Annotated in this window: 13 protein-coding genes and 3 pseudogenes; 9 read left to right on the top strand and 7 right to left on the bottom strand. The window is 32.5% G+C overall.

What is annotated here, in order from left to right:
• Nucleotides 1-349 precede the first annotated feature (349 nt).
• Entirely contained in the window at nt 350-1,207 is an 858-nt protein-coding gene (locus CO726_RS18165; protein WP_099685170.1) for a PhzF family phenazine biosynthesis protein, read from the top strand.
• A 73-nt stretch (nt 1,208-1,280) separates the two neighbouring features.
• Here CO726_RS18165 and CO726_RS18160 read toward each other — a convergent pair whose 3' ends face one another.
• Together CO726_RS18160 and CO726_RS18155 are read right to left on the bottom strand one after the other, a co-directional pair.
• The gene (locus CO726_RS18160; protein ID WP_098759244.1) at nt 1,281-1,739 is read right to left on the bottom strand and encodes a DUF2262 domain-containing protein; all 459 of its coding nucleotides are present in this window, start codon (nt 1,737-1,739) and stop codon (nt 1,281-1,283) included.
• Nucleotides 1,740-1,926: 187 nt separating this feature from the next.
• On the bottom strand, nt 1,927-2,097 hold the full coding sequence (locus tag CO726_RS18155; RefSeq protein ID WP_098759243.1) for a DUF4083 family protein: 171 nt from the start codon (nt 2,095-2,097) through the stop codon (nt 1,927-1,929).
• Between the two features lie 167 nt (nt 2,098-2,264).
• Here CO726_RS18155 and CO726_RS18150 point away from each other — a divergent pair.
• Nucleotides 2,265-2,609 (top strand): annotated as a pseudogene (locus tag CO726_RS18150) (GAP family protein); the annotation flags it as partial.
• Between the two features lie 153 nt (nt 2,610-2,762).
• Here CO726_RS18150 and CO726_RS33005 read toward each other — a convergent pair.
• The 3 genes and pseudogenes from CO726_RS33005 to CO726_RS18140 form a co-directional block, all read right to left on the bottom strand.
• A pseudogene (locus CO726_RS33005) lies at nt 2,763-3,322 on the bottom strand (alpha/beta hydrolase); the annotation flags it as partial.
• Nucleotides 3,305-3,691 (bottom strand): annotated as a pseudogene (locus CO726_RS33000) (helix-turn-helix domain-containing protein); the annotation flags it as partial. The pseudogenes CO726_RS33005 and CO726_RS33000, both read right to left, overlap by 18 nt.
• A 364-nt stretch (nt 3,692-4,055) precedes the next feature.
• A complete protein-coding gene (locus CO726_RS18140; RefSeq protein WP_099685169.1) occupies nt 4,056-4,355 on the bottom strand; it encodes a hypothetical protein in 300 nt (99 codons plus the stop codon).
• Between the two features lie 537 nt (nt 4,356-4,892).
• On the opposite strand from CO726_RS18140, the gene CO726_RS18130 reads away from it, so the two are divergent.
• From CO726_RS18130 to CO726_RS18115, 4 genes are all read left to right on the top strand, one after another.
• A complete protein-coding gene (locus CO726_RS18130; RefSeq protein ID WP_099685167.1) occupies nt 4,893-5,801 on the top strand; it encodes an acyl-ACP desaturase in 909 nt (302 codons plus the stop codon).
• Nucleotides 5,802-6,017: 216 nt separating this feature from the next.
• Nucleotides 6,018-6,479 (top strand): CarD family transcriptional regulator, encoded by a 462-nt coding sequence (locus tag CO726_RS18125; protein ID WP_169513046.1) that lies wholly within the window; start codon nt 6,018-6,020, stop codon nt 6,477-6,479.
• Nucleotides 6,480-7,029: 550 nt separating this feature from the next.
• Nucleotides 7,030-7,176 (top strand): BC1881 family protein, encoded by a 147-nt coding sequence (locus tag CO726_RS18120; protein WP_000738547.1) that lies wholly within the window; start codon nt 7,030-7,032, stop codon nt 7,174-7,176.
• A gap of 153 nt (nt 7,177-7,329) precedes the next feature.
• The gene (locus CO726_RS18115; protein WP_000120820.1) at nt 7,330-7,563 is read left to right on the top strand and encodes a YuzF family protein; all 234 of its coding nucleotides are present in this window, start codon (nt 7,330-7,332) and stop codon (nt 7,561-7,563) included.
• Nucleotides 7,564-7,630: 67 nt separating this feature from the next.
• Here CO726_RS18115 and CO726_RS18110 read toward each other — a convergent pair whose 3' ends face one another.
• Nucleotides 7,631-7,906 carry a hypothetical protein gene (locus tag CO726_RS18110; protein WP_099685165.1) on the bottom strand — a complete coding sequence of 92 codons (276 nt, stop codon included), beginning with the start codon at nt 7,904-7,906 and terminating at the stop codon, nt 7,631-7,633.
• A 282-nt stretch (nt 7,907-8,188) separates the two neighbouring features.
• Between CO726_RS18110 and CO726_RS18105 the strand changes: the two genes are divergently transcribed.
• The 3 genes from CO726_RS18105 (at nt 8,189) to CO726_RS18095 (ending at nt 11,517) form a co-directional block, all read left to right on the top strand.
• Nucleotides 8,189-9,034 (top strand): hypothetical protein, encoded by an 846-nt coding sequence (locus CO726_RS18105; RefSeq protein WP_099685164.1) that lies wholly within the window; start codon nt 8,189-8,191, stop codon nt 9,032-9,034.
• A gap of 367 nt (nt 9,035-9,401) precedes the next feature.
• Complete coding sequence (locus CO726_RS18100) at nt 9,402-10,436, top strand: linear amide C-N hydrolase (protein WP_169513045.1); 1,035 nt, start codon at nt 9,402-9,404, stop codon at nt 10,434-10,436.
• Nucleotides 10,437-10,842: 406 nt separating this feature from the next.
• Complete coding sequence (locus CO726_RS18095) at nt 10,843-11,517, top strand: CPBP family intramembrane glutamic endopeptidase (protein WP_099685162.1); 675 nt, start codon at nt 10,843-10,845, stop codon at nt 11,515-11,517.
• A gap of 113 nt (nt 11,518-11,630) precedes the next feature.
• Here CO726_RS18095 and CO726_RS18090 read toward each other — a convergent pair whose 3' ends face one another.
• Entirely contained in the window at nt 11,631-12,413 is a 783-nt protein-coding gene (locus tag CO726_RS18090) for a hypothetical protein (RefSeq protein WP_245916675.1), read from the bottom strand.
• Nucleotides 12,414-12,430 lie beyond the last annotated feature (17 nt).

The following is a 12,430-nucleotide window of genomic DNA, read 5'->3' as shown; positions in this document are numbered from 1 at the left end:
AACAGATTGGAATGGGGTCTTATTTGTGTTGCCCATAATTTACGGAAATGGACAACAACAGCTCAATCAAAAGCGAAAAACCCCGATCATAAATAGAAAACCTATTGGTTTTCTACTTATGATCGGGATTTTTATCCATATAAAGGTAAAATATAAGAAGTTGTCTCCAAAAGTTCGTTTTTAACGACCTTTTGGGACAACCTCTTCAGACTGTAGACAAACTATTTTGGGAGAGTTCAGATGCTAAAAAATAGTTTGTCTCTTGCTTTATAGCAAATTTATCCAACAACATTTATACGTAGTGTTTTCTATGCTACAATTTACTATAAGTGAGGAAAGAAGGTGTCTTATGAAAATATCCGTTTATGTTGCAAGTGCATTTAGCAAGGATCATAAAGGCGGAAATAAAGCAGGAGTGGTATTTATTGAGAATACATTGACCACTACTCAAAAAATGGAAATAGCCAAACAACTGGGCTATGCGGAAACCGCATTTATATCAGAATCTGAAGTTGCTGATTATAAATTTGAGTATTTTACACCAAAAGAAGAAGTTGATTTATGTGGTCATGCCACAATTGGCTCTTTCGTGATACTGATACATTTAAATAAACTTTTCAGGAATCGCTATACGATTGAAACGAACAGCGGTGTTCTTACTATTACCATAAAAGATGACATCATATTTATGGAACAAAACAAACCGATATTCTATAATGTTATATCTCCAAACGAGTTCATCGACTGTTTTGGCATTAAAGATATAGACAATACATACCCAATTCAAATTGTTTCCACGGGCTTAAAAGATATTTTAATTCCTATAAAAAGCGAAACACGATTACATGCACTGCAACCTAATTTTGAAAAAATTAAAGAAATCAGCAAGTATTATAATGTTGTCGGGATGCATCTATATACTTTTAATGACAATCGAATTATATGCAGAAATTTTGCTCCACTATACGACATCAACGAAGAAGCAGCGACTGGAACTTCAAACGGTGCATTAGCTTGCTACCTTTATGAACAGCACTACTTGCAAAAAGAAGTCTATGTATTTGAACAAGGTTATTCTTTACACTCGCCTTCCGAAATATTAGTTAAATTAGCAACCAATAGCAAGAATGAAATAGAAAAAGTTTATGTTGGTGGCAAAGGCTATTACTGTGAAACTAAGTGTTTAAGTGTAGAAAATATTGAGTGAACATAAAAAAACACCGAATAAAAAGGTTGAAAGGATTGATTATAGTAATCAATCCTTTTTTCATCTTTCAAAACTAAATCCCTGTATCTAGTAAATTGTACTCATCGTCAAAAGAAGCATGGATTCTATGTCCTCCAAATAAACCTCCGTCACTATATTCGCAATATATATCATTTTCTCTAATTACAATGTCCATAAGAGTAATAGACTTTTCAAATATTTCTTTCGTCATATCATATTCTCCTGCGTCTACAGCATCCCAATTTAGTTGTTCATCATTCTCATCATATTCAGGCCAAAAATCATTTTTATACTCTATTAATTCTTCCGCTATTGCTACTTTAGCTTTTCTATCAAATTCTTCTAAACATATATAAAGCTTTTCTGCTCTTTTCATCATTTCATGTACATGTACACGCTCATTTCCAGTATCCAATCCCCAATGTACCTTGCCTTCATTTTGTTCATATGTATGAAAAGTTTCATTAAAGATAAACATTCCAATCAATTCACTTTTTATTGATTTTTTCATGATTTCATTTCCTTTCTATGCGCAAAAAATCAACGGCTATATTCTAAGTAGTTATAGCCGTTGATTTTCATATTATATAAAACTCGCATTATGGAGAAAGTAAAACTTTAACTGGATTGCAGTGAAGTATCCTATACTTCACCCCTCTGCCGATAAAACAGCAACCCCCTCCCGTTTGGGGAGAGGGTCAATCCTTATTTTGTTTTTCTAACAATTGAATAATCCTATCTAACTTTTGCTCAACTGGATCTTGCTTTTTGCGATTACTAGTATGCAAAATTATACGTATAATTCCTCCCAACAATACACCGATAATCAATGCGGTGATGGCGTAATAAATACTGGTCCCCAAAGACATTATTCAGAGCACCCCTTTTTCCTTATTATACCACCCCAAAAAAATGATTTGTTCTGTAATTTCGGTTGTATATGTTGTTCATGATAAGTTAACATGATGTCTCATTGATGTTAATACATTTCTATACCTCTTATTATTAACCCACAGATCTTCTACAGGTCATCGCTCTCCCTTCACCAAAATCAAAAAGTATTTTTTCAATGATTGCGCTAGGATTCACTACTACATTAATTGAAGCGGGAACTGCATTTCCTTATTTTGCAGCAATTGGTATACTGACTACTTCTAATCTATCATGGATAGAATGGTCTTCTATTTTAGCGGGATACAACGTTATTATGGTACTGCCCTCTCTCGTGCTGTTTCTCTTCTATCTCCTGTTTGGTCGGTGGATGCAAAAACCTCTCGAGAGACTTCGAATGAAAATCGCTAATAGTACAGGATCAGCTCTGTCATGGATTATGTGCATAGTTGGCTTCCTCCTAATATTAAATAGCCTGGATTATTTATAGGGTGTTTTACCAAAGTATTAGATAAGATTTTATTAGCTCAAAAATGATGCTAAACTAATGAGAGAATCTACAATATGGAAGGGATTATTATGCGAAAAATTACTATTGTAGAAGAACTTGTACCTACAGGGTCAGCCCACACCAATTCTTCTTTTACAGACTGTTACTCTCCCTTCCCTCTTCCTCATATTCATCTAATTTTGATGCAGTATAAAATTCGTATTCATCCAATTCGTAATTATTTCTTCCAACTCTGGATGTAGTGGCTTTCCTGCCCTTCTTCATAATTCTTTTTAAACTCTAATGCTTTAAACTCACCTTCAAAACTTTTCAAACTATGATCCATATTTTGGTACTACATATACTTCAGAATCACCCTTCACATAATCACCGATCCGCTTCGCTCTTTCAGGATCAGCCTGAATATCTTTATCACCAGCAATTGCCAGTACTGGACATGTTACTTGTTGTAAATCTTTATAAATATCATGCTGAAAATGCTCTCTAAACCACTTTGCGTTCATCGGTTTAAAACCAACTTTAATCGTATCTTTTTCTGTGTTCATCATTTTCTCTTTTATTTTTTCCATCTGTTTCTCTCCACGTTTCTCCACATTGAGAAGACGCATTAACTTCCCTTTTATTCCTTTTTGTTCTTTTAATTCTTTATAAGCAATCTCTCTCTGTCTTTTCGTAGCCTCTTCTAACATTTCAATTCTTTTATCCGTATCCTCTGTTAACATGTGGTGATTAATAAAAAGTACTCCCATTTGAATTAATAACGGAAAACAAGAATAATATTTTTTAATCATTTCCCTGCACTCCATCATTACTTCATCAAACGGTTCTTCACTAAAAGCTTCCGCTAGTCTATGATATAAATTTTTAATATCTTCCTGTTCCATTTGTGGTGTGTAACTAATTAGTTCATCTATACTTATGTTAAAGTACGATGCCAACAGTGGTAAAAATGTAATATCCGGATAACTCTGCCCCGTCTCCCATTTGGAAACGGACGCCTGCGTAATTCCCTTTTCTTTTCTCTTATCCGCAATTATTTTATGAATGTTTATCTCTTTCACATCATCACCTCATACTTTTATTATATGCTTTTATTTCACACAAAATATGGATTTGAAGTCGACTTTCGTTAACAAAATCAACTGTTAGGAAACATCCAGCTAAAATAAAAAGAAGCTCCAAATTTTATTATATTTAGGTCATAGATGTTAAACTTAATAAAATCAAAGGCAGGAACAGATCAAATATGTTCCTGCCTTTTTATTGTGGGGTACCGATACATAGCCATCTAGCTAAGATTTTGAAGTGCTTCAAAATCAAAAATGAATAGTATTGAGAATAAAAAGAATATTACAATGAGTTTTTGGGGGTTTAGTTAAAAATCTTCGAAAATAAGCCTTTTATAAAGGTTTATTTTAAATATGATTATTGTATTTCGAGGGGCTCCTTATAAATCTTAGCTATATATTTTACAAAATCAATGACGGGATCGTGTATGAGTGAACGATGCTGCGTAAAACGAACCCCTGCTTTTTCCATTATCGAAATGAGTTGTTCAACTTCCAACTCTTTTTGCTGTATTCTATTATAATTTTGATATACAATGTTTTTCCATTGATAGGAAGAGCCTTGAAAATAACTCTCTCCTTTTACCATGTGACTAAATATAATTTCTATTTTTTCTCTACGTTGTTTTTCCTTCATATGCGCTTCCGTTGACTGCATGTTTATCGCATCTTCCCTTTGTGTTGTATACCGTTTCACAAAATTTGGTCTAACTCATCCATAGCCAATGTACATTGATCTTGTTGGGATTTGTCGTTTAAGGCTATCTAATCAACTATATTTGTTTTTTAAGTTTTTAATATTTACATCTGAATAAACTGATATTATGTATAAAACACTATCAAACTTTATTATAAAACGATTCTTTATAGGCATGCACCTTTTTACACTCACCAAGATTTACAACATGACGAGAATCTTCATCCGTGAATGTTATTTTGTATTTACTGAGGTTAGTTTTTTTATTTAGGCTACTAACATATTGTATGCCTCAGTATCTATTTTATAAAAAAGAAAATAAATGTAACGGTCCCCCTTTTGATATAAAAAAATCCTATGAAAATATAGCGCTCTTAAAGAGTTTTGTTACAAATTTGTTATGTTTGACTTAAAAAAAGGAAAGTAATATTTATTTGTAGAAGATTTTTAAGGATAAAAATAGGATGAATATCCATGGTAAGAAAAGGGGGCACTTATATGCTAACAAATGATTTAGATTTCCGATTAGAACCACGTTTAAAAGAACTGTATGAACAACATAAAATAAGAGCTCAGAAGATAGACTGGGGGTATCATGAGTTTTTACCATGGGATAAGGGAATGGACTTTAAAAGAGTTCCTTGGGATGAAAGTCAAGTTACTCTTCCTTCTGGTGTAATTACGGCCATTGAAACAGCTTTATTAACAGAAGTGAATTTACCATGGTTTACAACGTATTTATCTGCGACTTTTAAAGGTTCCCTTTCTGTTATTACAGACTTTATTCATACTTGGACCTCAGAAGAGGATCAACATTCGAATTTATTGGAGACATATTTACTACTCACTCGAAGTGTGAACCCTAAACGGATACATGAATTAAGAAAATCAGTCGTTGAGGGTGGATTTGAGCCTGATTTTCATACACCAATCGAAGCCATGACATATACGACGCTACAAGAACTTGCAACGATGGTGTTTTACAATAATGTTGCTAAGGTTGCAAGTAAGCATGATCCCGATCTTGCTACATTATTACGCCGTCTTGCAAAAGATGAAACTCTTCATTATGCGTTTTATCGAGACGTGATTCGAACACATTTAGAATTGGAACCTAATTATTGCTATCATATTGCCAATGTGATTATGAATTTTAAAATGCCAGGTGCTGTCATGCCTGATTTTAAAAATCGAATGACTGTGATTGCAAAAGAAGCTAACTATGGGCCACTACAATATTTTGATCAAGTACTTGATGTAGTGGTTGATTATTGGGGGTTAAAAGACTTAAGACCAATTGCACCTCTAGCTGAAAAAGCAAGAATTGAGATTTTGGAGTACCACACAAGATCAAAAAAAATACGGGATCGATTTGGTCGTTTTCAAGGGAAAACTGATCTACGTTAATGAGTAGAGGTTTCAAAGTATACGCAGGGAAATGCCCCTTCCCTTTATTGGAAATCTGACACGATTCTTATTGTTTTGGTGCTGTTTTTATTTAATTTAATTTTTAAAGAAAAATCAGTTGACAATAAAAATAATTTTATGATATTATAAAATATTTGATAAAAAACCACATATATGTTAAGGTTAAGAAGGTTACCATATATGGAGGTGGATTATATGTTTCAAATTGGCGATAACATTGTTTATCCAATGCACGGAGCAGGTATAATTGAAGCCATAGAAGAAAAAGAATTCTCAGGGAAAAAACAACAGTATTATGTCATAAAAATGTCAATCAGTAATATGCAAGTCATGATTCCTACGGGTAAAATATTAAGTTCAAGTATACGCCCAGTTACTGACATACTTACATTAAAACACATCATACACATTTTTCAGCATGGAGAATCAGATAGATTACTGCCGTGGAAACAAAGGTATAAAGTGAATACGGACAAAATAAAAACGGGTGAAATACAAGAAGGTGCTGAAGTTGTACGTGATTTAATGCGTATGAAGAAAGAAAAAGCACTGAATACAAGCGAAAAAAAAATGTTGGATAACGCACATGAATTTTTGATTAGTGAACTAGGATTAATTAAAGGAATCACTGAAAATCAAATAAAAAGTTTCTGTTAAGGTTCATTATAGATAATGTATTACATCCCCCGAAAATATCCTGAATTTTTCGGGAATATGATTGTTATTAATAAGTAAATCATTTCAAAAACATTCAACTTCTTCAGCTCACTTTTAGAGTAGGAACCTCTTTTGTTATTACTTCAATCTAATCCATTTTTATTTTTAAATTTCTTTTACGAACGTTCGAAGTTTCATCAAATAACTCGATCAAATAGTCACTTGATTTTTGCAATCCTGATTCACACTGGCACGGACAAGGAGCCGTAAGGATGAAAGAGAGGTAGGGCTTTCATTGTTTTAGGTAATATATTATCTAAGTCATTATTTCTAGAAGAAAAAACAATCTATCTCACCGCTATCTCTTTAAGAGTTCCTTACATCTACTGAGACAGTGAATAGTAATTGTTTATCTTCTTTACGTAAAATTGATAAACGAACTGGTAACACCATATGGTCAACTACAAACAAATGGTTTCCAGACCAGGAAACCATTTTTAATCTTATTTACATAACAATAGTAAATGAAGCAGGAAGAAGGAGTGCACACATGAAAAAAATGTTAACAAAAGAATTAAGTAATGAATTAAAGAAGCGAGAAGGGATTATTTCTATTACAGTTGAGCCTTATGAAAAAATCGAAGTTGGTGGAATTCGTGTAGATGGACCAGCTGTGATTCTAATTAATCAAGAATAGCTAAAAATAGTTGAATGAACGAAGAAAAGGATCAGCCTTTAAAAGAAAGGATGATCCTTTTTGTTTCTATAATGAATTATCCTTCTAGCATATTTAAAAGATTTATATCATATATTAAGAGGAAGAATGTAGGTTAGAAAGGAGTTTTATAGATTGAGTTATTTGGAGGGAAATGACTTGAGTGAACAAAATATGGTAAGTGTACCGAATCCCTACGTATATCAGACATTACAATCAGTAATTGGTAAACATGTGGTTATTGAAACTGTAAGAGGTAATGTAAGAGGAAAGTTAAAGGATGTGAAACCAGATCATTTGCTAATTGAAGATACGGTACCGTATATTGTACGAATTCAGCAAATTGTATGGATTATGCCAAAACAATGATTAAATTACATCTAATTTGATTTATAACAAATTGGTTTCATAGACGTCCAAATAAAAACACAGGGTTTTATCTCTGTGTTTCTTCAAATTTTCTTTTTTGGATATATGCTTGAGCATGGATAATTTCTTTCTGAAGTTCTTTTAATTCTTCCGTAGATCCTGATTCAATCCTCATGTACGTAGTAACTAGATTAATCATCATATCCATCTTCTCTACTATATTTTGAATGACTTGTTCAGATTGCTCTTTTTTAGGATGTTGTATTGCTATTAATACATTTTCTATATAATTGTTCTTTCTTTGCTGGATATCATAAATAAACTGTTTTGTGTTTGAGTTCATTTGCCATTCCTCCATTTTGGATATACTTTCTATTCTATCATATTCGAATGGAAAATATTAGATCATCCTAAATATACACCTGTCTCGCACCTCTCCTCAAATATACAAACTAATCCCTTAACGTAAAGGAAGATAAGCAAAACATTTCAATTTTGTGTCTAAACGTACAATTTTCTTTTTTGATATGGTGCCCCCTAAAAAACGTCCAAACATATTTTATTTCAAAACATAATATGTAATTAGCTTTAAAAAAATAAGACTACCAAACAAGGAAGTGAGAAGTTGAAAAAATATAACAAAAACAAAAACGAATACAATTATTTCCAACCTGTATACGGGCAACAAAAATGTAAACAAGATAATAATTCAAATCATTGTCATTGTCACTGTTCAACTGAAGAAGATTCTATTGCTGTAGAGACATTTTCATGGACTGAATCTGGTTTTTATTACACTACTTATTATGAAAATAGCGGACAACCAGTAGATGCTCCAATTCATTTTCGAGCTATAGGCGATTTTTTAAATCCTTTTCCTTTTCGGACAGTACAAGGTACTATTAGAAGTAACGGAACAATATCCAATGGTTCTAAAGATTTTAGAGTTATCAAAAGAGCAGGAACCATAGGAGTATATCAAATTATAATTGATCCAGAGTTCCAACTAATTGATAAGGAAAAACCACCTCAAGTAGAAATAATATTGCCACCGCTCGAAGAATCTCCACTACAACCCCAACCAAATTTTTTAACCTCAGTAAATCAAGAGACATCAGAACTGATTACAGGTACTATTAGTGCTAATGGTGAAATCTTAGCTGGAGATGGTTTTAGAGTTGAGCACTCATGTCCAGGTAAATACCATATTTTATTTGAACCACCTGTTAAATCATTTACTTTACCATATTCACTACTGAAACTAGAAATTATAAATATACACACAAACCCTAATAATTGTTGTTGCCATCACCATTGTGACAATGTAAATGCTTCAATTATTCAAAAAAAGGTGACAGCATATCTCGGAAGTAAAACGGGGTTTTGGTATGAAACTTCTGTAATAAATAGTGAAGGTCATAGAGAAAATAGAGATTTAGCAGTAGAATTCATAGCATGGGTTCTTAGATAAATTACTGACAAATATATCTGTTTTTTGGGACGTTTGGCTTGGCGATATACCTACCACCTGCCAAATTAGTAGAACCAACTGGACCTATAAGAAAACAAAATGGGATTGTGTTAGGCTCAAAAGAAGTATAAAAATCGACTTTATACACGCTCGCATCAATAACAATTATTATTGTAGTATTTCTAATTTTATTAGATTATCAGTTTACGATAAAAATGAACTCTTATTTTAGATTACCAAACCCCATAATAAAGATCCATTTCATTTAAACTCACACTTGACTAATACCAAATGTACAAGCCATCATCTAACATAGGAATACTCTATATAGCAAATACGAAATATTTTAATGAAAAGGAGAAAAAATATGTGTACAAATATATCTATTCCGAGTAAATCAAAGGATATTCCTCTGGTTTCAGCACGAACAATGGATTGGTGTGAAACAGATCCTACAACAACTTCTACATCCTTGAATTTTGTGCCTCGTCAACAATCATTTCCTGAAATGGACCTACCTGACGAAATACATTGGAAAAATAAATACGGATTTATTGGTATGGGATACAAATACAAAGACTTTCCCATAGTGTATTCCGACGGTTTGAACGAAAAAGGTCTTTCTGTTGCTGGCTTATGGCTAGCGTGTAGTATATATCCAAAACCCCAAATGGAGACCCCTTTACTTTATAATACAAATTTTATCCCCTTTATATTAGGCAACTTCAAAAATATCGAAGAAGTGAAGTCAATCCTTTCTAAAATTACAATCATCAATATTAATGAATTACCTCAGTTTGCCAATGTCCCTTCTCTTCTGCACTATATTGTTAGCGATGCTTCTGGAAAACATTTAATCATAGAATTTGAAAATGGAAAGATGAAAACCTATACGACCGATTTAGGAGTATTGACAAATCAACCAACATTTGATTGGCAGTCTACAAATTTTTATTTATATAAAAATTTAAGTTTGAAAGATAACCCTAGTCTTTTCTGTGGTGAAGAAATTACTGGAAGTGGTCAACTTGGAATTCCTGGTGATCCATCCCCTCAATCCCGTTTTGTCCGAGCAGCTTTTCTACGGCAAACAATATTTCAACCAAAAAATACTCAACAAAACATTGGATTAGCACGACAAATTTTGCAAACACTCTCAGTCCCCATCGGTACAGTCATTCTTCAAAACAAAGACCTACCAGCTAATTCCTTCGATTGGACAAGATGGAGTGTTATTCGTGATCATACTAACCTAAGTTATTATTTCTATACAGACTTTAACAGTAATTTATACGGCATCCACATGAAAAAATTGAATCTAAATGATTCAAAACAAAAGCAAATCGACATCCATCAACCTGACTGGTATGAGGATGTCTCTACAAAACTCAAATCTAAATGATTTATATTTAGCGGCACCTATAAAACTTATTTTCATCAACATAAAAAAACCACAACAATTGCTGTGGTTTTTCTTATTAACCGACCAAGGCTATATTGTAAATGCTGATGTAATTATATGTTAGATTTCAAAAATATAAGTGAAAGTAAACTTTTAAATATTAGTTTACATTAAAATCCTCTAGAACATTGACCCCAAAACTAATTCCCTTGATATCATCAAAAATGATAAAAAAGTATACATTCAAAACACTGTAAATAACCAAAAAAAAGCAAAACTCTACATTCTAGAATTAACTTTAAAAGAATTACTTAATATGAAATATATGGTATGTTATAGACTTAGAGATTAATCTTTAAGTTGGCTATTGATTGAAAGATATATGAAACTATTTGGGGGTGAAATAATGACAAACAGCAACTTAACTAGAAATAATATAATTAAACATGTAGATTATAAAGTTTCTTCTAAAGATGAGAGATTAACAGGCCTAGTATTAGGTACCTTATCTGTAGCTTTAACTAGTTGCATAATCTTCTGGTTTATAGGTAATCCACAAAGATTTATTGAACATAGGTTAGGAATTAACGCTAATGCTTTTGACTATCCAATTGCTTGGCTATTCGTTATTCTCATCTCGTTTGGTTATGTTTTCTATACAAGTAAGGCAGTGCCTTTTGTAGGAGAACGATTATTTACATTTTCTTGGCTAAAGATAATCGGGATTTGGGCTGCCATCGTGTCAAGTATCGTAGAAGAAATATTATTTAGACAAGTGTTAATGGACTGGATAAACAATGAAGGTTATTCCGTGGTAGTACAAATAATTGTTTCCGCCTTAATTTTTGGTTTAGCTCATGGTGCTTGGGTTTTGCTTAGAGGAGAATTAAAGGTTGCTTTACCTATTATATTATCTACTACAGTTCTTGGAGGTCTACTTGCCTTTGCATACATTATTTCAGAACGACATATATTAGCTCCAATTGTTGCTCATATCCTAATTAACTTAATGATTGAACCATGGCTTATGTTATCTGCTATATCCCAGAAATGGAATGTTACAAGTTTTAAAGATAAATAAAATCATCAAAGAACAGAGGAATTTGTAGATTTCCTTGTTCTTTGATGATTTCTCAGTTCACTAAAACATATACTCTATACAAAACTAGTTCACATAATTCCCGTTATTGGAAGTCAATGTTTCTGAGAATCTATAAAGTTCTGGCGCTTATTTCCAATCAGTTTCTCCAGTTCCTTTAAATACATTTCCATTCTCTGTTCTAGAATATCCTTATTTCCCATTTGCTGTTCAACCTTATAACTTAAATCCTCTTGTTTTAACAGCATATAATGTTCATGAATTTCTAATAAGATCCACAAAAGATATTCATCAATTAGTCTTTTATATAGAGAGTGGTCATTGCCTGCATACCCTTTAACAAAACCCTCTGCTATGCCGTTTAATACGTCTACACTGCTATCATAACCCCTATCTATATATCTTGGAGCGTTGGAATAAGAAGGAAGAAGAAGTTTATAACAAAAGTAAAAGTAACCAGCATACTTTACATCAAAATCTAATCTAGGATATGGATCAATAACGGAAACATTATCCTGGTGGAATACTATATTCTCAGGGGTAACATCTTGATTAACTAAAGATATCTTTTGTATCCTTTTTCTTCGGATAGAAATGATATTCTGTATTTTTAATTCAACCTGTTTCCGATTGAATTTTAACTCTGAGTTACTTAGCTTTTCTAATGCTTTAAGATAAAAGTCATTATCTTGCTCCCATCTCTCTTGAATATCTAATGCTTCCTTACCTTCTATATTGTTTTCGCTCCATATTAAATTTCCATACCCCTTCAGCATAGGATCTTTATCGTGCATCTCTTTATAAAATTTTCCCAACAACTGTCCTAAATATAATGATTTGTTATAGTCTAAGCTATGTAACGGTAGACTACTTCCCATAAAGCTTTCTACATTAA

This window comes from Bacillus fungorum (genome assembly GCF_002746455.1).
In the GTDB taxonomy this organism is placed as follows: domain Bacteria; phylum Bacillota; class Bacilli; order Bacillales; family Bacillaceae_G; genus Bacillus_A; species Bacillus_A fungorum.
This window is presented reverse-complemented; position numbering and strand designations above follow the sequence as displayed.